The 21,759-nt window shown below is 45.1% G+C and carries 17 protein-coding genes; 13 read left to right on the top strand and 4 right to left on the bottom strand.

The genetic code is table 11. The features are described from left to right. Positions 1-193: 193 nt before the first annotated feature. Positions 194-1,483 carry a citrate synthase gene (locus KI743_RS22400; protein WP_032551858.1) on the bottom strand — a complete coding sequence of 430 codons (1,290 nt, stop codon included), beginning with the start codon at positions 1,481-1,483 and terminating at the stop codon, positions 194-196. Positions 1,484-1,899: 416 nt separating this feature from the next. Between KI743_RS22400 and sdhC the strand changes: the two genes are divergently transcribed. From sdhC to sucD, 8 genes are all read left to right on the top strand, one after another. Further along, positions 1,900-2,292, top strand: a complete 393-nt coding sequence (sdhC, locus tag KI743_RS22395) for a succinate dehydrogenase cytochrome b556 subunit (RefSeq protein WP_150893808.1) — start codon at positions 1,900-1,902, stop codon at positions 2,290-2,292. Then, positions 2,286-2,630 carry a succinate dehydrogenase, hydrophobic membrane anchor protein gene (gene sdhD / locus KI743_RS22390; protein ID WP_032551860.1) on the top strand — a complete coding sequence of 115 codons (345 nt, stop codon included), beginning with the start codon at positions 2,286-2,288 and terminating at the stop codon, positions 2,628-2,630. The genes sdhC and sdhD overlap by 7 nt, the downstream gene beginning before the upstream one ends. Continuing rightward, complete coding sequence (sdhA, locus tag KI743_RS22385; protein WP_285468311.1) at positions 2,631-4,397, top strand: succinate dehydrogenase flavoprotein subunit; 1,767 nt, start codon at positions 2,631-2,633, stop codon at positions 4,395-4,397. A gap of 12 nt (positions 4,398-4,409) precedes the next feature. Continuing rightward, the gene (locus tag KI743_RS22380; RefSeq protein WP_150869062.1) at positions 4,410-5,123 is read left to right on the top strand and encodes a succinate dehydrogenase iron-sulfur subunit; all 714 of its coding nucleotides are present in this window, start codon (positions 4,410-4,412) and stop codon (positions 5,121-5,123) included. A 98-nt stretch (positions 5,124-5,221) separates the two neighbouring features. Continuing rightward, positions 5,222-8,038, top strand: a complete 2,817-nt coding sequence (gene sucA / locus KI743_RS22375; RefSeq protein ID WP_285468309.1) for a 2-oxoglutarate dehydrogenase E1 component — start codon at positions 5,222-5,224, stop codon at positions 8,036-8,038. A 21-nt stretch (positions 8,039-8,059) separates the two neighbouring features. Then, positions 8,060-9,268, top strand: a complete 1,209-nt coding sequence (odhB, locus tag KI743_RS22370; RefSeq protein ID WP_285468307.1) for a 2-oxoglutarate dehydrogenase complex dihydrolipoyllysine-residue succinyltransferase — start codon at positions 8,060-8,062, stop codon at positions 9,266-9,268. A 225-nt stretch (positions 9,269-9,493) separates the two neighbouring features. Beyond that, positions 9,494-10,660 (top strand): ADP-forming succinate--CoA ligase subunit beta, encoded by a 1,167-nt coding sequence (gene sucC / locus KI743_RS22365; RefSeq protein WP_032551865.1) that lies wholly within the window; start codon positions 9,494-9,496, stop codon positions 10,658-10,660. Beyond that, complete coding sequence (gene sucD, locus KI743_RS22360) at positions 10,660-11,532, top strand: succinate--CoA ligase subunit alpha (protein WP_004737919.1); 873 nt, start codon at positions 10,660-10,662, stop codon at positions 11,530-11,532. Before sucC ends, sucD begins: the two co-directional genes overlap by 1 nt. Positions 11,533-11,625: 93 nt before the next feature. Here sucD and znuB read toward each other — a convergent pair whose 3' ends face one another. Continuing rightward, positions 11,626-12,411 carry a zinc ABC transporter permease subunit ZnuB gene (gene znuB, locus KI743_RS22355; protein WP_285468305.1) on the bottom strand — a complete coding sequence of 262 codons (786 nt, stop codon included), beginning with the start codon at positions 12,409-12,411 and terminating at the stop codon, positions 11,626-11,628. Beyond that, positions 12,411-13,190: a zinc ABC transporter ATP-binding protein ZnuC gene (znuC, locus tag KI743_RS22350; protein WP_285468303.1), complete on the bottom strand. Its 780-nt coding sequence runs from the start codon at positions 13,188-13,190 to the stop codon at positions 12,411-12,413. Before znuC ends, znuB begins: the two co-directional genes overlap by 1 nt. Positions 13,191-13,273: 83 nt before the next feature. Between znuC and znuA the strand changes: the two genes are divergently transcribed. The 5 genes from znuA to KI743_RS22325 all read left to right on the top strand — a co-directional run bounded on the left by znuA (position 13,274) and on the right by KI743_RS22325 (position 21,065). Then, complete coding sequence (znuA, locus tag KI743_RS22345; protein ID WP_285468301.1) at positions 13,274-14,161, top strand: zinc ABC transporter substrate-binding protein ZnuA; 888 nt, start codon at positions 13,274-13,276, stop codon at positions 14,159-14,161. Positions 14,162-14,436: 275 nt separating this feature from the next. Further along, positions 14,437-17,790: a helix-turn-helix domain-containing protein gene (locus KI743_RS22340; RefSeq protein ID WP_285468299.1), complete on the top strand. Its 3,354-nt coding sequence runs from the start codon at positions 14,437-14,439 to the stop codon at positions 17,788-17,790. Positions 17,791-18,343: 553 nt separating this feature from the next. Next, entirely contained in the window at positions 18,344-18,568 is a 225-nt protein-coding gene (locus KI743_RS22335) for a FeoA family protein (protein ID WP_032551869.1), read from the top strand. Continuing rightward, entirely contained in the window at positions 18,565-20,838 is a 2,274-nt protein-coding gene (gene feoB / locus KI743_RS22330; protein WP_285468296.1) for a Fe(2+) transporter permease subunit FeoB, read from the top strand. The genes KI743_RS22335 and feoB overlap by 4 nt, the downstream gene beginning before the upstream one ends. After that, positions 20,835-21,065: a FeoC-like transcriptional regulator gene (locus tag KI743_RS22325; protein ID WP_032551871.1), complete on the top strand. Its 231-nt coding sequence runs from the start codon at positions 20,835-20,837 to the stop codon at positions 21,063-21,065. The genes feoB and KI743_RS22325 overlap by 4 nt, the downstream gene beginning before the upstream one ends. A gap of 67 nt (positions 21,066-21,132) precedes the next feature. Here KI743_RS22325 and KI743_RS22320 read toward each other — a convergent pair whose 3' ends face one another. Beyond that, complete coding sequence (locus KI743_RS22320; protein ID WP_032551872.1) at positions 21,133-21,561, bottom strand: HIT domain-containing protein; 429 nt, start codon at positions 21,559-21,561, stop codon at positions 21,133-21,135. Positions 21,562-21,759 lie beyond the last annotated feature (198 nt).

The raw sequence follows: 21,759 nt of genomic DNA, 5'->3' as shown, positions 1-21,759 counted from the left end.
CATTCCCTAGACTGACGAAGGAAGGACTAGGGAATCTCTTTGACAGGCCGTTACGGATATTCAAAAGATCTCGTATCTCGTATCTCGTATCTCGTATCTCGTATCTCGTTCCGCGTATCTCGTTTCTCTTAAAAAAAGAAAAGGGTTGATGCTTTCGCATCAACCCTTTTTAACAATCATACTTCAAAAACGATTATTCACGTTCGTGAAGTGCTTTAAAGTCACGCTGCTCTTGACCAGTGTACAGTTGACGTGGACGACCGATACGGTTCGTTGGGTCGCTGTGCATCTCGTTCCAGTGTGCAATCCAACCAATAGTACGAGACATCGCGAAGATTACTGTGAACATTGAAACAGGGATACCGATCGCTTTCAGGATAATACCTGAGTAGAAATCTACGTTCGGGTACAGTTTCTTAGATACAAAGTACTCGTCAGAAAGTGCGATGCGCTCAAGTTCCATTGCAACGTCTAGCAGTGGATCTTTGATGTTCAGCTCTTTCAGTACTTCGTGACACGCTTCGCGCATTACTGTTGCACGTGGGTCGTAGTTTTTGTAAACGCGGTGACCGAAGCCCATTAGACGGAATGGGTCATCTTTGTCCTTCGCTTTTGCAACATACTCTTCGATGTTATCTACGCTGCCAATTTCTTCAAGCATACGTAGACATGCTTCGTTTGCACCGCCGTGAGCTGGACCCCAAAGAGATGCGATACCTGCCGCGATACACGCGAACGGGTTAGCACCTGAAGAACCAGATAGACGTACAGTTGAAGTAGAAGCATTTTGCTCATGGTCTGCGTGCAGAGTGAAGATCTTATCCATTGCGCGAGCAACGATAGGGTTTACTTCGTACTCTTCACATGGGTTAGCGAACATCATGTGAAGGAAGTTTTCTGCGTAGCTTAGGTCGTTACGAGGGTAGATGAACGGTTGACCGATCGAGTACTTGTAACACATTGCCGCCAACGTTGGCATTTTCGAGATCAGGCGGTAAGCCGCGATCTCACGGTGCGTGTCGTTATTGATATCAAGTGAGTCATGATAAAACGCAGCAAGAGCACCAACCACGCCACACATAACGGCCATTGGGTGTGCATCACGACGGAAGCCGTGGAAGAAGCTTGCGATTTGTTCATGAACCATGGTGTGACGAGTAACGGTAGTTTTGAATTTCTCGTATTCGTCGCGAGATGGGGCTTCACCATAGAGAAGGATGTAACATACTTCCAAGTAATCAGCGTTATTGGCTAGTTGGTCAATTGGGTAACCACGGTGCAAAAGGATACCTTTGCCGCCGTCAATAAAAGTGATTTGAGACTCACAGGATGCAGTGGCAAGAAAACCAGGGTCAAAAGTGAAAAAACCATTAGAACCTAGTGTACGAACATCGATCACTGGCGTACCAAGTACACCTTCCGTAATCGGCAGCTCGATTGGCGCTTGACCTTCAATATGAAGGGTAGCTTTCTTATCCGCCATAACAATCTCCTTTGTTTATTATTTAATCCGTCCAGGATGTTTATGTGCCATTTTTTTACTGGTCTTACGTGGGAAAGTCAATTTTTCTGCAGCTTTGTGTGCACTTGTTAGTGTTTTTTACATTAAATTCGTTAAAAATCTGTGCTGTGTAGCATTATTTGTTACATCAATTGTATTAGAATGTTGCCGTCCGTATAGTGGCGCTGAAAAGTTTGGTTAAAACCTTATAAATGCAAGGCTAAGAAGAAATGTGAGGTGTCTTCGTTAACCTTGTTGTTAACAAATATTTTACAATTAACTCAGGCTCAACTTTAGTTATTTGTTAAGTTAATGTTAAATTTTACAGGTTTGCGACCAAATTTTGTCCATAACAATATCAAAGGTTATTTAATGACCGTAATGCTCAATGGAGCTGAGTGAGCAAGCCCGTGAAAGAAAGAAAGACAAGACCTGTTAATTTAGATTTGCAGACTATCCACTTTCCTATCACAGCAATAGCTTCCATCCTACACCGCGTGTCTGGGGTGATTACTTTTGTTGCGATCGGAATTTTACTTTATCTATTAAATATTTCCCTCTCTTCCCCGGAAGGCTTTGCGGAAGCAAGCGACATCGTCGATGGCTTTTTCGTTAAGTTTATTCTGTGGGGCATTTTAACCGCTTTGGCATACCACATTGCTGGTGGTATTCGTCACCTTCTTATGGACCTAGGTCACTTTGAAGAGCTGGAATCTGGCGCTAAGAGCGCTAAGGTTGCATTCGCAGCGACAGCGGTATTGTCTCTACTAGCGGGGATCTTAGTATGGTAAACAACGTTTCTACATTTGGTCGTAATGGCGTTCACGATTTTCTACTGATTCGTGCAACTGCAATCATTATGACGCTTTACACAATTTATTTGGTGAGCTTTTGTGCCTTCACCGATATCTCTTACGTATCATGGACTCAGTTCTTTGGTGGAACCTTCACTAAAGTCTTTACCATGTTAGCGCTTACATCGGTTCTTGTTCACGCTTGGATCGGTCTATGGCAAGTGCTAACCGACTACATCAAATGCGCGAAACTGCGTGTTGGTCTTCAAGTAGGTGTAGTTGCGGTTCTTCTAGGATATTTCTTCTCTGGTCTGTTTGTTTTGTGGGGTGCGTAAGTGACTATTCCTGTTCGTGAGTTTGATGCCGTAGTAATCGGCGCTGGTGGTGCTGGCATGCGTGCCGCACTACAAATTTCTGAGCAAGGCCTTTCATGTGCATTGCTTTCTAAAGTATTTCCAACTCGTTCTCACACCGTTTCTGCTCAAGGCGGTATCACGGTTGCGCTAGGTAATGCGCATGAGGATCACTGGGAACAACACATGTACGATACGGTTAAAGGTTCTGATTACATCGGTGACCAAGACGCTATCGAATACATGTGTAAAAATGGCCCAGAATCAGTTATCGAACTAGAGAAGATGGGTCTTCCATTCTCTCGTTTTGATAACGGCACCATTTACCAACGTCCTTTTGGTGGCCAATCGAAAAACTTTGGTGGTGAGCAAGCGGCTCGTACCGCTGCGGCAGCTGACCGTACTGGTCACGCTCTGCTACACACGCTTTACCAACAAAACATCAAACACAAAACAACCGTATTCTCTGAGTGGTATGCGCTTGATCTTGTGAAGAACGAAGACGGTGCCATCCTTGGTACAACAGCACTTTGCATGGAAACAGGCGAAGTATGCTACTTCAAAGCAAAAGCAACTATTCTAGCAACTGGTGGTGCTGGTCGTATTTACGCTTCAACGACAAATGCTCACATCAATACTGGTGACGGTGTTGGTATGGCGATCCGTGCTGGTGTTCCAATGCAAGATATCGAAATGTGGCAGTTCCACCCAACGGGTATCGCTGGCGCAGGTGTTCTTGTAACGGAAGGTTGTCGTGGTGAGGGTGGTTACCTTCTAAATAAAGACGGCGAACGTTTCATGGAACGCTACGCACCAAACGCGAAAGACTTAGCGGGTCGTGACGTTGTTGCTCGTTCAATGATGGTTGAAATCCGTGAAGGTCGTGGTTGTGACGGTCCTTGGGGTCCACACATCAAACTGAAACTGGACCACCTAGGTAAAGAGACGCTTGAATCTCGTCTACCTGGCGTTTGTGAACTGTCTCGTACATTCGCACACGTTGACCCAGTAAAAGAGCCAATTCCAGTAATCCCAACATGTCACTACATGATGGGTGGTGTTCCGACGCAAGTTTCTGGTCAAGCGATCAAGCAAGCTGAAGACGGTAGCGATGTTGAAGTACAAGGTCTATTTGCTTGTGGTGAGATTGCTTCTGTATCTGTACACGGTGCGAACCGTCTAGGTGGTAACTCGCTACTTGACTTGGTTGTATTCGGTCGTGCAACAGGTCTACACCTAGGTGAGACACTGAAGAAGCAAGCGGATGCGAAGCCAGCAACTGAAGAAGACATTGCACGTTCACTAGAGCGCTACAACCGTTGGGAAAACAGCACAGACGGTGAAGATCCAGCGCAGATCCGTAAAGATCTACAGCAATGTATGCAGAACAACTTCTCTGTATTCCGTGAAGGCAAAGCAATGGCTGAGGGCTTAGAAGAGCTTAAAGCGATTCGTGAGCGTCTGAAGAATGCACACCTTTCTGACAAGTCTACAGAATTCAATACGCAGCGTATTGAGTGTCTAGAGCTTGAAAACCTAATGGAAACAGCTTTCGCGACTGCTGTAGCGGCTAACTACCGTACAGAGAGCCGTGGTGCACACGCTCGTTTTGACTTCCCTGATCGTGATGATGAGCAATGGCTATGCCACACGCTTTACAATCCTGATACTGAAGAGATGTCTAAGCGTAACGTAAACATGGAACCTATCCACCGTGAAGCGTTCCCACCAAAAGCACGTACGTACTAAGGAGATCTAACCATGAAACTGAATTTCTCTTTATACCGTTACAACCCAGATGTTGACCAAAAGCCTTACATGAAGGACTACGTCCTTGAAGTAGACGAAGGGTCAGACATGATGCTTTTGGACGCTCTTATCCTACTAAAAGAGCAAGATCCAACAATTTCATTCCGTCGTTCATGCCGTGAAGGTGTATGTGGTTCTGACGGTCTCAACATGAATGGTAAAAATGGACTGGCATGTATCACTCCATTGTCTGCGCTGTCTGGCCAAGACAAGATTGTGATTCGCCCACTACCGGGTCTACCGGTTGTGCGTGACCTTATCGTGGACATGACTCAGTTCTACAATAACTACGAAAAAGTGAAGCCATTCTTAGTGTCTGATGGCAATGTGCCACCGTCACGCGAAAACCTACAAACCCCTGATGAACGAGCGCATTTGGATGGGTTGTATGAATGTATCATGTGTGCATGTTGTACAACGTCTTGTCCTTCTTTCTGGTGGAACCCAGACAAGTTCATCGGTCCTGCAGGCCTACTAGCTGCTTACCGTTGGTTAATTGATAGCCGAGATACAGCGACAGATGAACGTTTGTCTGATCTTGATGATGCATTTAGCGTTTTTCGTTGCCATGGCATCATGAATTGTGTAAGTGTTTGTCCTAAGGGATTAAATCCGACGAAAGCGATTGGTCACATCAAGACCATGCTTGTAAATCGCTCGGTTTAAGAAATAAAAAAATTGCCGCCCTAGCTGTTTTGGGCGGCCTTTTAATAGCTCGGCTATAAGACCGCAGCAAACGTGAAAACTACTGGTTAAGGGAAAATATGCACAACGGCGTGATGAAGGCATGGCTCGAGTCTTCACACTTGGCTGGCGCCAATGCAACATACGTAGAGGAACTCTACGAACTGTATCTAAGTGACCCCGACTTGGTAAGTGACGAATGGAGAAGCGTTTTTGAAGAGTTGCCTGTGCAAGCTTCAGAAGCGGTGGAACAACCACACTCTCGTGTTCGTGAATACTTCCGACGACTCGCTCAAGAAACAAAGCATTACAGTGTCCAAGTTAGTGATCCAGATGTCGATGCGAAACAAGTAAAGGTTCTGCAACTTATTAATGCTTACCGATTCCGTGGGCATCAAGCAGCAAACCTAGACCCACTAGGTTTATGGAAAAGAGATACAGTCGCTGAACTGGATCCTTCCTTCCACACTCTCACCGAAGAAGACCTCAACGAGACGTTTAACGTCGGCTCTTACGCGATTGGCCAAGAGACGATGGTTCTTAAAGATCTCTACAAATCTTTGAAGCAGACGTATTGTGGCTCTATCGGTGCAGAATACATGCACATGACTAACACAGAACAAAAACGTTGGATTCAACAACGTCTAGAGTCTGTTTCTGGTCAACCATCATTCAATAAAGAAGAGAAGCAAGCTTTCCTAGAAGAGCTAACTGCTGCTGAAGGTCTTGAGCGCTATCTTGGTGCTAAGTTCCCAGGCGCAAAGCGTTTCTCTCTAGAAGGTGGTGATGCTTTGATTCCAATGACGAAAGAGATCATTCGTCATGCTGGTGGTCAAGGTATGCGTGAAGTTGTTATTGGTATGGCTCACCGTGGTCGTTTGAACATGCTGGTGAACGTACTTGGTAAGAAACCACAAGACCTATTCGACGAGTTTGCTGGCAAACACGACGAAACATGGGGTACAGGTGATGTGAAATATCACCAAGGTTTCTCTGCTGACTTCGCAACTCCAGGTGGCGATGTTCACCTAGCGTTGGCATTTAACCCGTCTCACCTTGAGATTGTAAACCCAGTAGTTATTGGTTCAGTTCGTGCTCGCCAAGATCGTCTAGACGATAAAGATGGCAGCAGCGTACTACCTATTACTATTCACGGTGACTCTGCAATTGCAGGTCAAGGTGTGGTTCAAGAGACATTCAACATGTCTCAAGCACGTGGCTTCTGTGTTGGCGGTACAGTACGTATCGTTGTTAACAACCAAGTTGGCTTCACAACGTCAAACCCACGTGACACGCGCTCTACAATGTACTGTACTGATATCGCTAAGATGGTACAGGCACCGATTTTCCACGTTAATGCAGATGACCCAGAAGCAGTAGCTTTCGTTGCGCGTCTGGCACTGGATTACCGTAATACGTTCAAGCGCGATGTTGTTATCGACCTTGTTTGTTACCGTCGTCACGGTCACAACGAAGCAGATGAGCCGAATGCAACTCAACCGCTGATGTACCAAAAAATCAAGAAGCATCCTACACCACGTAAGCTATACGCAGACATCCTAATGGAGCGCGGTGAGTTTGGTATCGACACTGCAACTCAGCTGGTGAACGAATACCGTGATGCTCTAGACCATGGTGAAGTTGTCGTTAAAGAGTGGCGCCCAATGGCACTGCACTCTGTAGACTGGAGCCCATACATTGGTCACGATTGGAACATCGATTGGAACAGCCAAATTGATATCGAGCGTCTAAAAGAGCTTGGTACTAAGCTGTGCCAATACCCAGATAGCCACAAGCTACAAAGCCGAGTAAACAAACTGTACAACGATCGTACTGCCATGATTAATGGTGAGAAACAAGTCGATTGGGGTATGGCGGAGACGCTTGCGTATGCGACTCTGGTTGATGATGGTAAACGTATCCGTATTTCTGGCCAAGATTCAGGCCGTGGTACTTTCTTCCACCGTCACTCTGTTCTACATAACCAAACAGATGCGAGCACTTACGTTCCACTAGCGAACATTCACGATAAGCAGGGTCCTTTCCAAGTATTTGACTCAGTACTATCTGAAGAAGCGGTTCTGGCATTTGAATACGGCTACGCAACAGCAGAGCCAAGCGGCTTAACCCTTTGGGAAGCACAGTTTGGTGATTTTGCGAATGGCGCTCAAGTTGTTATCGACCAATTCATCTCGTCTGGTGAGCAAAAATGGGCACGTCTATGTGGTCTAACAATGCTGCTTCCACACGGTTACGAAGGACAAGGTCCAGAGCACTCTTCTGCACGTCTAGAGCGTTACCTACAGCTATGTGCTGAACAGAACATGCAGGTTGTTGTTCCATCAACACCAGCTCAGGTTTACCACATGATTCGTCGTCAGGTTGTACGTCCAATGCGTCGTCCTCTGATTGTAATGTCTCCTAAGTCATTGCTGCGTCACCCACTGTGTACATCTTCACTTGAAGACCTTGCAGAGGGTACATTCCAACCAGCAATCGCTGAGATTGATGACATCAAGCCAGAGAACGTGAAACGCGTAGTGTTCTGTTCAGGTAAGGTTTACTTCGACCTATTAGAACAGCGCCGTAAGAACGAACAAGGCGATGTTGCTATTGTGCGTATCGAGCAGCTATACCCATTCCCTCTTGAGGAAGTTCAAGCTGCGATTGCACAGTACACAAATGTTGAAGATTACGTTTGGTGTCAAGAAGAGCCACAAAACCAAGGTGCTTGGTACAGCAGCCAACACAACTTCCGTGCTGCGATTCCAGCGGGTGCTGATCTTAAATATGCAGGTCGTCCTGCTTCAGCATCACCTGCGGTTGGCTACATGTCAGTACACTTGAAACAACAAAAAGCGTTAATTGAAGACGCTCTGACCCTACTTTCGAACTAGAAGTAAAAGGAAAACACAGATATGACAATTGAAATTCTGGTTCCAGATTTACCTGAATCGGTGGCTGACGCAACAGTCGCAACTTGGCACAAACAACCGGGTGAAGCGGTTGAACGCGATGAAGTCATCGTAGATATTGAAACTGACAAAGTGGTTCTAGAAGTACCAGCTCCAGAAGCTGGTGTTCTAGAGGCAATCATCGAAGAAGAAGGTGCAACAGTACTTTCTAAGCAAGTTATCGCTAAGCTTAAGCCTGGCGCGGTTGCTGGTGAACCAACGACAGATACAACAGAAGATACTGAAGCATCTCCAGATAAGCGCCACAAAGCGACGCTTTCTGAAGAGAGCAACGATGCGCTAAGCCCAGCAGTTCGTCGTCTTCTAGCTGAACACAACCTGCAACCAGCTGACGTTAAAGGCACTGGCGTAGGTGGTCGTATCACTCGTGAAGACATCGATGCGCACCTAGCTGCAGCGAAATCTGCACCTAAAGCAGAAGCTCCTGCAGCGGTAGAAGCGCCAGCAGCAGCTCGTAGCCAAAAGCGTGTACCAATGACTCGTCTACGTAAAACAGTCGCTAACCGTCTGCTTGAAGCGAAGAACAGCACTGCAATGCTAACGACGTTCAACGAAGTAAACATGAAGCCAATCATGGACCTTCGTAAGCAGTACAAAGACCAGTTCGAGAAGCGCCACGACACGCGTCTAGGTTTCATGTCTTTCTACGTGAAAGCAGTAACTGAAGCATTGAAGCGTTACCCAGAAGTAAACGCGTCTATCGACGGTGATGATATCGTTTACCACAACTACTTCGACATTAGCATGGCGGTATCTACGCCACGTGGTCTAGTAACTCCAGTACTTAAAGACTGTGACACTCTAGGTTTCGCTGATATCGAAAAAGGCATCAAAGAGCTAGCGATCAAAGGCCGTGACGGCAAGCTAACTGTTGATGAGCTAATGGGTGGTAACTTCACTATCACAAACGGCGGTGTATTTGGTTCACTGATGTCAACGCCAATCATCAACCCACCACAAGCGGCTATCCTGGGTATGCATAAGATCCAAGAGCGTCCAATGGCGGTTGACGGTAAAGTTGAAATCCTACCGATGATGTACCTAGCGCTATCTTACGACCACCGTCTAATCGATGGCCGTGAGTCAGTTGGCTTCCTAGTAACGATTAAAGAGCTACTAGAAGATCCAGCACGTCTCCTATTAGACGTTTAATATCGCTAAAACGTCTAGTTGTGCTCAACAGCTAGACGTTGATAGTTTCAAAGGCTAGGCTAGCTCGACGTCTGGCCTTCACTTGAGCTAAAGATTACTTGTTAAATATTCGCTATTTATCTGAGTTATCTTGGCTGATTTGAGAAGACCCTACAGACGTAACACAGATAACTGTGTCGTTATGGAAATAATAATCCCTTAAGGGAAAATAAACGGAATATCAAAATGAATTTGCATGAATACCAAGCCAAACAGCTGTTTGCAGAATTCGGTTTGCCTGTACCAGAAGGTTTCGCATGTGATACAGCTCAAGAAGCTTTCGAAGCTGCGGGTCGTATCTCTACTGAAAAGAAAGTTGTTAAGTGTCAAGTACACGCAGGCGGTCGCGGTAAAGCGGGCGGTGTAGAACTACATGACACAAAAGAAGGCGTTAAAGAGTTTGCTCAAAAGTGGCTAGGTAAGAACCTAGTGACTTACCAAACAGATGCAAATGGTCAGCCTGTAACTAAAATCCTAGTTGAAGAAGCGTCTAACATCGCTAACGAACTTTACCTAGGCGCAGTTGTAGACCGTGCAACTCGTAAAATTGTATTCATGGCGTCTACTGAAGGCGGTGTGGACATTGAGAAAATCGCTGAAGAGACTCCTGAGTTGATTCACCAATCTGCGATTGATCCTCTAGTAGGTCCTCAAGCTTACCAAGGCCGTGAACTTGCGTTCAAACTTGGTCTAGTTGGCGACCAAATCAAACAGTTCGTTAAGATCTTCATGGGTCTTGGCCAAATGTTCTCTCAGTACGACCTAGCTCTACTGGAGATCAACCCACTTGTAATCACTGGCGAAGGCAACCTTCTTTGTCTAGACGGCAAGATCAACATCGACTCAAACGCGATGTACCGTCAGCCTAAACTACGTGAAATGCACGATCCATCTCAAGAAGATGAGCGCGAAGCACACGCAGCACAGTGGGAACTAAACTACGTAGCACTAGACGGTAACGTTGGCTGTATGGTTAACGGTGCAGGTCTAGCAATGGGTACGATGGATATCGTTAACCTACACGGCGGCAAACCAGCAAACTTCCTTGATGTAGGCGGCGGCGCAACGAAAGAGCGTGTTGCTGAAGCATTCAAGATCATCCTTTCTGATGACAATGTTAGCGCAGTACTAGTAAACATCTTCGGTGGCATCGTACGTTGTGACATGATCGCTGAAGGTATTATCGGTGCGGTTAAAGAAGTAGGCGTAACAGTACCAGTTGTTGTTCGTCTAGAAGGTACAAACGCAGACCTAGGTCGTGAAGTACTTGCTAATTCTGATGTTGATATCATTGCAGCTGAATCTCTAACAGATGCTGCTCAGAAAGTTGTTGCTGCTGCGGAGGCGAAATAATGTCTGTACTAATTAACAAAGACACTAAAGTAATCTGTCAGGGTTTCACTGGCGGTCAAGGTACATTCCACTCAGAGCAAGCTATCGCATACGGTACGCAAATGGTTGGTGGTGTATCTCCAGGTAAAGGTGGTCAAACTCATCTTGGTCTTCCTGTGTTCAACACAGTACGTGAAGCAGTAGAAGTGACTGGTGCAACAGCAACAGTTATCTACGTACCAGCACCTTTCTGTAAAGATGCAATCCTTGAAGCGATCGACGCAGGTATCGAACTGATCGTAACGATCACTGAAGGTATCCCAACGACAGATATGATCGACGTTAAAGTGAAGCTAGAAGAAACTGGCGTTCGCATGATCGGTCCTAACTGTCCAGGTCTTATCACTCCAGACGAGTGTAAGATTGGTATCATGCCTGGTCACATCCACAAGAAAGGTAAAGTAGGTATCGTATCTCGTTCAGGTACCCTTACTTACGAAGCAGTTAAACAAACAACAGACGAAGGCTTCGGTCAGTCTACATGTGTTGGTATCGGTGGTGACCCAATCCCAGGTTCAAACTTCATCGACATCCTAAAACTGTTCCAAGAAGATCCTGAAACAGAAGCAATCGTAATGATTGGTGAGATCGGTGGTACAGCGGAAGAAGAAGCTGCAGCGTTCATCAAAGAGAACGTAACTAAGCCAGTTGTTTCTTACATCGCGGGTGTTACTGCTCCTCCAGGTAAACGTATGGGCCACGCTGGCGCAATCATCTCTGGCGGTAAAGGTACTGCTGAAGACAAATTCGCAGCACTTGAAGCAGCAGGCGTTAAGACAGTTAAGTCTCTTGCTGACATCGGTAAAGGTCTACGCGAGATTACTGGTTGGTAATCAGCACTTTACAGTGATAGATAATTAAAAGGCTTGGTCGATGACCAAGCCTTTTTTGTATGTTCTCGAAGATACGAGATACGAAAAGTAACGTTACGCTCGATTCTTTACCATCTGCGATAGCATAAACATTGCGGTTGCGGTAATGACCACAGAAGGACCCGCCGGGGTATCGTAGAACCAAGAAAGACTCAGTCCACCGAGCACTGCCAAAGAACCAATGCCAGAGGCAATAAAGGCCATCTGTTCAGGGGTTTGAGCAAATTTACGTGCTGTTGCAGCTGGAATAATCAGTAGCGATGTCATAATCAGAGCACCGACAAACTTCATACCTACCGCAATAACGATACCGACCATTAACATCAATACCAAACGCATCAGGTCTATGTTGATACCGTCTACAGCGGCGAGATCTTCGTTAACCGTTGTGGATAGCAATGGACGCCAGAAGATAGCCAAAACTAGTGCCACAGCGGCGGCGCCGCCATAAATAAACACAAGGTCTGTTGGTGATACAGCAAGCAGATCACCAAATAGGTAGCTCATTAGGTCTACACGTACGTTGTCGAGAAAACTAACGGCCACTAAACCAAGCGAAAGTGCACTATGTGCGAGTATGCCCAGAAGTGTGTCGGTCGCGACCAGCTTCTGTTTCTGTAAGGTAACTAGCAGTACCGCGAGCATCAAACAGCAGATTAACAGTGCTAAGTAGAGGTTAATGTCTAATAAAAAGCCAAGAGCTAGCCCCATTAATGACGCGTGAGCCAACGTATCACCAAAGTAAGCCATTTTACGCCACACAACGAATGAACCCAGTGGGCCAGCAATAAGTGCAATGCCAAGGCCAGCGAGAATAGAAGGTAAAAGGAACTCAAGCATTAGTGATGTCCGTGATTATGATTTTTGCAGTCGTGAACATCGCCTGAAACAGGTTGGCCTGCCAAGTCGTGATGGTGATGATCATGTTGGTGATGGTAGAAAGCCAAGCTCTCTTGTACCGCAGTACCGAATAGAGCGATATAAGAAGGATGGTGCTTAATATCAGCAGGCGCACCAGAACAGCAAACATGATGATTCAGACAAATCACGTCATCAGTTTTTGCCATCACTAAGTGCAAGTCGTGTGAAACCATGAACACTGCACAGCCAAAACGGTGGCGAATGGAGTCGATCAGTTCATAAAGATCAATTTGACCTTGAACATCAACACCTTGTGCTGGCTCGTCGAGTACCAGTAGATCTGGGCGACGGAGTAGTGAGCGGGCGATCAACACACGTTGGTTCTCACCACCAGATAACTGGTGCATGTTGTTTTTAATCAGGTGCTCGGCACCAACCAGTTTCAATGATTCAAGAATTTCTTGTTGACTGAACTTACCGGTAAGCTTTAAGAAGCGCTCTACGTTTAAAGGGAGCGAGTCATTAAGCTTAAGTTTTTGTGGAACATAGCCAATTTTTAGTTTTTTGTTTTTGGTAATGGTGCCAGAGTATCGGTTTTGAAGTCCTAGTAGCACTTTGACTAGGGTCGATTTACCTGCACCATTTGGGCCTATTAGAGTTGTGATTTGGCCGCGCTCTATATTTAGAGAGATATTGTCTAAAACTTTTCTACCGTCGAACTCAACACTGACGGAATCCAATTGGATTAAGTTATCCATGAATAGAACTCATTTGCAATTAGCTAATGTTATAATGTAACATTTACAGCAGGCCTAAGCTACTTTTCTATTATCGAGGTAATATGTTACGTTCATCTTTTATACTGGCAAGCTTGTTATTAATCCCAAGCGTTGCCAGTGCGAGCACTATTCTAACAAGTTTTAAACCTATTCAAATGATTGTTACTGAATTAACGCAAGGTGTCAGTGAACCAGGTGCGGTAATGAACAGTAATGCATCACCTCACGACTACGCTTTGAAACCATCTGATGTGAAGAAAGTTCAACAAGCTGACATGGTAATTTGGTTCGGTCCAGACCTAGAAGCCTTTCTGACTAAAGTCGTTAAGTCAAATGACTACGTGGTGACTATTAGTGAAATTCCGAACATCAACTTAAAAGAGTTTGGTGAAGATTCACATGACCACCACCATGACGGACACGATCACGGTAGCCATGACCCTCACTTCTGGTTAGGCATTGATCAAGTGGAAGTCGCTTCCTCTTATATCACTGGCAAGCTTGTAGAACTTGACCCTCAAAATGCGGATGCTTACAACAAAAACCTTGAGAACTTCTTGAAGCAGCTTGCTGAGAAAAAAAGCTCGATTGAAGCACAACTAGCACCGGTAAAAGACAAGGGTTACTACGTATTCCATGATGCATACAGCTACTATGAAGATGAATTCGGTCTAAACAAGCTTGGTCACTTTACGGTAAGCCCTGAGCGTAAGCCTGGTGCTAAGACACTGATCTCAATTAAGAAGACATTGGCCAAGCAAGACGTTCAATGTGTTTTCTCTGAGCCTCAATTTACACCAGCGGTTATCGAATCAGTGGTACGTGGTAGCTCAACTCAGAAAGGACAACTGGATCCGATCGGTTCAAATATCGAGGTGGGTAAGGGCAGTTACTTCGAATTCCTACAGCAATTGACTGATAGCTACTCAAACTGTCTATCAGCGCGATAATTCACGTTAGCGTTAAGTCCTTATGGACTTAGTAATCAGACATTTATGAATAATGCCGCGTTTTTGCGGCATTTTCGTGATCTGTAAGATAAATCCTTCCTCAATTTTACAAACCGTCTTTTTCCCTAGGTAATTTCCGCTAAAATAGTGAGATAATTATAATCACAAAATAACTCGTCGACGGTTATCGCACTTTCAAAGTCGCGTAGGCCGCGCTGTATTTGCTGTTTTTGGGAAAAACCTTGTATCAAGTGATCATCAGATTACTCATCTTCATGAGTATTTCGCTGGGTGTTTCTACACTGAGTGTCGCATCATCTGTTTTCTATCCTTTACCTGTTCAAGGGCAAGGGAACTTTCTTGCGGCTAAAAACCTTTATTTAGGTGAGGGTGGTGGTTTATGGATTCACGATGTCCACGGTAAAGTCATGTTTTATGACGGTGGAACTCTTTTACCCAGGAAAGGCAGTTTGCTTGAGTTCTCTTCCGATGAGGTGGCTTTTTTAAACGATGAATTTTGGACCTACTTTGATAATGAGGTCTATCGACATGTCCCAGGCATAGAGAGCTTCCTTGCATTTAGTCTGAGCCCTGGAGCTGAAATTCGTAATATCGGCGCATCAGGCGACTATATCTGGGTTACCGACCGAAACAACTTCTATACCTACAATACGCTCACCAGTGAATTCGAAACGTATTCGTTACTAAAGCTTTATCGTCACAACAAGCGCAGCGATATCCGAATCAATGACGCTGAACGCGTACTTTCGAAGTGGGTACTCGCAACGTCTGCAGGGGTGTATCGCTCGGAAGAGAAAGAATTTGAACACATTACCGCTTCCGGTAAATTCTATATCGAAGCAGTCTACTTTTCTGATGCTCGACGTGAGCTACTTGTCGGGACGCGCAACGGGTTAGTGATCATTAACTTATCATCGCCAGATGTGGTTAATCGAATCCCAGGCTCTCACGTACTGTCTCTCGCTGAAACCTCTGACCAATACTGGATTGGAACCGAACACGGTTTGATGAGCTACAACTTTATCACGGGTAAGATAACGCGTTTTCAAGGGGCTGATAACCAAGATTTTTCGCTTCCTGGTGAAAAGATATACTCATTAGTCAACGACTTCGCTGGTGGTCTGTGGATAGCAACCAACAATGGTATACGTTACTTTTCTTTGTACAGCAGTACCTTTCAAAGAACCTCGATTTCTGGATTAGGTATGCATTCGGTGCGCTTTTCCGTCAATAAAATACTGTCTATCAGTGAATCCGAGTTTTGGGTAGCAACGTCGGAAGGACTCTACGTAGCTAGAACGGATGCTGGTGAGCTTCCCAAGCGCATTTATTCTGAGCCAGTAAGCGATATCGTTGCGCATCAAGGCTTGGTTTACCTTGCTACTCCAACAGGCTTAATTGCTGTCGATCAACATAGTCGTCAGCTCACCTCACTAAATCTACCTAGAAGCTTGCGTCAACGGCAAGTCGATACTCTGGCATTGAATACACAAGGGCTACTATGGCTGACGTCTGAACAAAACCTTTATTCGCTCGATATTGCGACTAACAAAGCGACATCGTATGGTATGGATTGGCTAGTCAGTAAGTACTTACCTGCAAAGATAACTGACCTCTCGGTAGATAAACAAGGCGAAGTCTATATCGGCACGGACCATGGCTTCTATTTGTTAGTTGATGGCAGGATTAGCTTCAAAAGAGACAGTTTGAGATTTGGTAAGGTGGTTGATATTGCTCACTCGAATGATGGCTCACACTGGTTTGCTGGAAGCTATGGCGTTTATCGAATTGCCAAGGGAAGTGAATACCTTGAAGAGGTCGAGTTGGTAGAAGATAACATCAGCCCGGTTTGCTTGGTCAGTGATAAACACGGGATCTGGTTAGGTTCGTCAAAGGGGATTAGCTTTTATGGACTCAGTGGCATTCTCAACAAACATATTGGTTCACCATTTGGCTTGATTCTCAATGAGTTTGCGCCTGGGGCGTGCAGCTTATCAGTGGCTGACCCATTGCAATCGGGCTTGCTTGTTATGGGCTCTAAGTATGGCCTCGTTGGTGCGATGTCCAATGAGCTTTTGGTGTCTGATACACCACAAAGGCACGCGTTAGTAAGTAAAGTCACTGTTGATCAAAACACAGTTGCTCTGGGGGGGAAATATATAGAGTCACTACAAGTACCCTATGGCTCCTCATTGAGTTTTAAGTTTGGAGTTTTGCCGGTTGGTTTCGTCCAAGCGATGGAGTATCGATTGAACGAGGGAGAACCTTGGATTGAATTCGAAGGCGGTTTGTTGGCTTTGGAGCATATTCTTCCTGGAGATTATGTGCTTGAAGTGAAGCCTGTTAAAGACTCTCACTATCGCTTCGTTTCAACTAAGCAGCCATTTACTATTTTGGAGCCTTGGTATTTGAGCAATTGGGCAGCCGCAAGCTTTATGGTTTTGTTGATAGGTTTCGTTACGGTACTGGTATTTTGGCGTTCCCGTTTTGTCACTTTTGCCAACCGCAAGCTTAAGGCTCAAGTGGCGTTGAAGACCGATCAGTTACGTCATCAAAGTCGAATTCTATTGGCGACTAACCAACAACTTAAAAAGCAGTTGGCGGTTAAAAATGTTCTGGTAACCCATACCGCTGGTGGGCTGGTTGAAGAGGTAAATCGCGCTGCAGCACTTATCCCTAATTGGCAAGAAAGTGATGAAGTCTCACCTATCGTAGAGCTTCGCCAAGGTTTAGAGCAACTCGCTCAAGGCCATGAGAATGGTCAAACAACGTATTACGATTTGGTATTAGTCCTAGAGTCGGTGTTAACGGCATGGAAGGACGATCTTGCAAAGGCCGGTATTGAGCTTGAGGTTAACTTAAATACTAAGCATCGGTACATAACGCTGAACTACTTTAATCTTGATATTGTCTTTAATAGCTTGGTGGCCAGTGCGATTAAACGTAACTTTAAGTCACAACGAATGCTTGTCTCGGTTGAAGAGGTTAAGCAGCAACTTGTGGTAACACTGCGTGATTTTGGGATGCCTTTCCCTAAGTGGACGGCAGCCGCTCCCGATGCTGGATTAGCTCAGTCAACAGACCTAAATATTGAGAAGCTACCACTTCTTATTCACCAGAGTGGGGGTGAGCTGAAGACGTTTATTTCGGATTCTCAGAACGTTGTGCAGCTGTCATGGCCGATAGAATATCAAGTCTCTCAGAAAATCACCGAAAGTACCTTGGAGCAGATAGAGACCATTAAACATCCTGTGCTTACGCAAGAGCAGCAGAAACTGAGCGCTGAACAAGAGTGGAAGAACCGTGTCGCGCTATTAGTTAGTGAGCATTACTCGGATGCAGAGTTTGGTACGGCTTCTGTTGCACGCTTGTTATATATGTCTGAGCGAAGCTTACAACGTCGTTTTAAATCTGCTTTTGATAAGACGTTTAAAGAGTACCTGAATCAAGTACGTTTAGAGCATGCTTGTGAAAGACTATTGGCTGGCGAGAAGGTATCTGACGTGGCATTCAATTCTGGATTCAATGATCCGTCGTATTTTAGTCAGAGATTCAAACACCACTTTGGTATGTCACCTTCGAAGTTTGCTGAAAATAGTGATGACTAATAGAAATTGGAATACTAATGAGCCTCGAATTTGTTCGGGGCTTTTTTATGTTTCTGAGATACGAGATACGAAAGAATAGACGATTGATTAACGAAAGATGGGTCAGAGAAGATAAGAAAAAAATATCGTGGTATAGCCGGGGGGACTATACCACGGGTGCCAAAGACACCTTCGCTTGCTGCCGGAGTGATACAGCGAAAGCCATATCACCTCTGGAATAAAGTTAAAGAGAAGGAGTTTCTCTTCGTTGGAATTAACTATACGGGGTAGCACTTATTTTCCTTATAAAATTAACGACATCGTTATGTAATAAATGCGACATAATTTTAACTTATTGATTTTTATTGGTTTTGTTGGATTTTCTTAATTTTGTACTCACGGACTAGTTTTCTTTGAGTGTTGAAAGTAACGGAATTGACGTAGCGTGTTTTGACGAAATTTACGAGTATCTATTTTCGGAAACTTTGATTTCACACAGTAAGATTAGGGTTATATATGTGTATTATTCTTCTTAATAACAATATTTCTCATTATCAATCTCTGTTGGATGCTTATGAACCTGTCACAGCTTGAGCAAGGCAAAGCGGCTACCGTAGTCGCTCTTACTGGGTTATCTCCCGAAGTTAGAAAAAAACTCATGGTAATGGGGGTTCTACCGAAAACCCAAGTCACTCTTATTCGTCGCGCACCGATGGGAGATCCATTACAAGTGGAAGTACGAGGTGTCTCTATCGCTATTCGTCAAAACATTGCTGAGCAGATTGAGGTGAGTTTATGAACTATCAAGTACTGACTGTAGGTAATCCAAACAGTGGTAAAACGACACTGTTTAATGCTTTAACAGGTGCTAAGCAGCATGTGGGTAACTGGGCTGGTGTTACCGTTGAAAAGAAGACGGGCACATACAGTCATGCGGGAGATCAGTTCAAGCTAACAGACCTTCCAGGTATTTACGCACTAGACAGCGGTAATGATGCAAACAGCATCGATGAATCTATCGCTTCTCGTGCGGTGCTTACTCATCCTGCAGATGTGATCATTAATGTTGTGGATGCGAGCAGCTTAGAGCGCAGTTTGTACATGACACTTCAGCTACGTGAGATGGGTCGTCCAATGATTGTTGTACTAAACAAGATGGATGTACTTAAGCGTGAGCGTCAGGTGATTGATCAGAAGGCGCTAGAAAAAGCATTAGGCTGTCCTGTTTTAAGCTTATCAGCGAACGACAAATCGCAGGTTGTTCGTTTTAAAGAGAAGCTTCATAAACTATTGGTTCAAGGTGTTAGCCTAGAGCCTATCGCGATTGATTATGAAGAAGCGTTTGAAGCGCTACTACCACAAGTCGAAACAAAATTTGATGATGCAGACGTATCGCATCGTGCACTTGCTATTCGCGCCCTTGAAAATGATTACCTAGTTTTGAATAGCCTAGCGCCGAATGAGCGTCAACAGATTGATGCAGTGAGAGCTGCTGCTCAGTTTGATATCGACTTAGCTGTAGCAGATGCAAAATACACAATGCTGCATGAGCTTTGTAAGCGTGTGCGTCGTAGCGAAGGTAAATTGAGCCGAAGCTTCACAGAGAAAGCTGACCAATTGATTTTGAATAAGTGGGTAGGCATTCCGTTCTTCTTCGTGGTGATGTACCTGATGTTCATGTTCTCCATTAACATCGGTAGCGCATTCATCGACTTCTTTGACATCGGCGTTGGCGCACTGTTGGTCGATGGTGGCCACTATTTATTGGATGACCATTTACCAGTTTGGCTAGTGACTATATTAGCTGATGGCATTGGTGGTGGTATTCAAACGGTCGCAACCTTTATTCCTGTGATTGCTTGCTTGTACTTGTTCCTTGCTGTTCTAGAGAGCTCAGGCTACATGGCTCGCGCCGCGTTTGTTCTTGATAAAGTGATGCAGAAAATTGGTCTGCCAGGTAAAGCTTTCGTACCTCTAGTGTTAGGCTTCGGTTGTAACGTTCCATCAATTATGGCGACACGTACACTTGACCAAGAACGCGAGCGTAAACTTGCCGCTGCAATGGCTCCGTTTATGTCATGTGGCGCACGTCTACCTGTGTACGCTCTGTTTGCAGCAGCGTTTTTCCCAGGTGCGGGTCAAAACATCGTATTCGCTCTTTACCTGCTAGGTATTGTTGCGTCTATCTTTACTGGCCTATTCCTGAAGAATACTCTTTACCCGGGTAGCAGTGACAGTCTCGTCATGGAGATGCCAGATTACGAGTTACCAACCATGCAAAACGTGATGCTAAAAACATGGCAGAAACTGAAGCGTTTCGTTCTTGGTGCAGGTAAAACCATTGTGATGGTCGTTGCTGTACTGAGCTTCCTTAACTCACTAGGTACTGATGGGTCATTCGGTAACGAAGACAGCGAAAACTCGGTATTGTCGAAAGCAGCTCAAGTGGTAACTCCTGTGTTTGCGCCAATTGGTATTCAAGAAGAAAACTGGCCAGCGACAGTAGGTATCATTACAGGTATCTTCGCTAAAGAAGCGGTAGTGGGTACACTGAACAGCTTGTACACAACACCTTCTGATGAAGAAGCTGCGGAGTTCGATTTAGCGGGCAGCCTACATGAAGCGGTAATGACAATTCCAGATAACTTAGCAGGCTTAAGCTATTCAGATCCTCTAGGTATCGAAGTTGGTGATCTTTCAGATTCAAGCGCGGTAGCAGAAGATCAAGAAGTTGATACATCTATCTTCGGTAACTTGAAAGAGAAATTTGTCTCTAGCCATGCAGCGTTTGCGTACCTAATTCTTATCTTACTATACACCCCTTGTGTGGCTGCGATGGGCGCGTACGTAAGAGAGTTTGGCCAAATGTTTGCTCGCTTTATCGCGGTTTGGACAATGGCTCTAGGCTACTTTGGCGCGACTTTCTACTACCAAGCAGCTAATTTCGCTGCTTACCCAATCTCAAGTGCAGTGTGGATGGTAGTGATTGTGGCTGGTTTTGTTCTCACTTACATCGGCTTTAAAAAGCTGGGTCAGAAACAGCGCGCACTAGAGGCTCAATTCGCATGATTTTAAGAGAATTACATCAGTACATTGGTGAACAAGGTGGTGCAGCTCGCAAAGAGTTGGCTGCAAAGTTTGGCATGAGTGAAGATGGTGTCGACGCGATGCTTAATGTTTGGATTAAGAAAGGTAAGGTAAGTCGTTTAGTGGATACTAACCAACATGGTCACACGACTCGAATACGTTACACCATTAATCAACAAGACAGTTTATCGCTCAATGTGATGATGTAGTTCTTAAGATCTAAAATGAAAAACCGCAGCTTGTTGGCTGCGGTTTTTTTTGAATTCGAATATTTAATTATGCTTTTTGAAACAAAGAGCTCAGAGATAGAACGTTTTGAATGCGGGTCAGTAGTGCTGTTTGCTCTTCTTCGCTGCGTTGCTCACCTTTGGTATTGCCCCATACCGGCCCCGGCCATGCGATATCATCTTTGAAACGTGCGATATGGTGGATGTGTAGTTGCGGCACCATGTTACCCAACGCGCCTAGGTTAAGCTTATCCGGTTGGAAGGTCGCCTCTAGTGCTTGGCTTACTGCTTGAGATTCATGAAGGAACTGCTGTTGCTCTTTCATTGGTAAGTGGTGCAACTCTTTAAGGTTTGCACGCTTTGGTACAAGGATAACCCAAGGCACGGCATTGTCTTTATGTAGTAGGGCAAGGCTTAGTGGAAACTCACCAATAACAGTGGTGTCTTTTGCTAATTGAGGATGAAGTTCGAAGCTCATGATCTTTCCAATTGATTGTTTTAGTTGAGTATAAGGTTGGATTAAGAATGTGGCTAGCGCTTACGTTCTCAATAAGCAGGTTCCCTATCACGTTCGTTCCTCACTGTAGGGAATGATGATTGGGGAGAGTGGTAGCGCGTCATTGGTGTCGCTTTGTAATCACTGCTCTTATTCCCGTCATCTCCTAAAGCGACGAAG

It is taken from the genome of Vibrio sp. D420a (genome assembly GCF_030248625.1).
Taxonomy (GTDB): Bacteria; Pseudomonadota; Gammaproteobacteria; order Enterobacterales; family Vibrionaceae; genus Vibrio; species Vibrio fortis_A.
The sequence above is the reverse complement of the archived record's forward strand: the minus strand, read 5'-3'. Positions and strand labels throughout refer to the sequence as shown.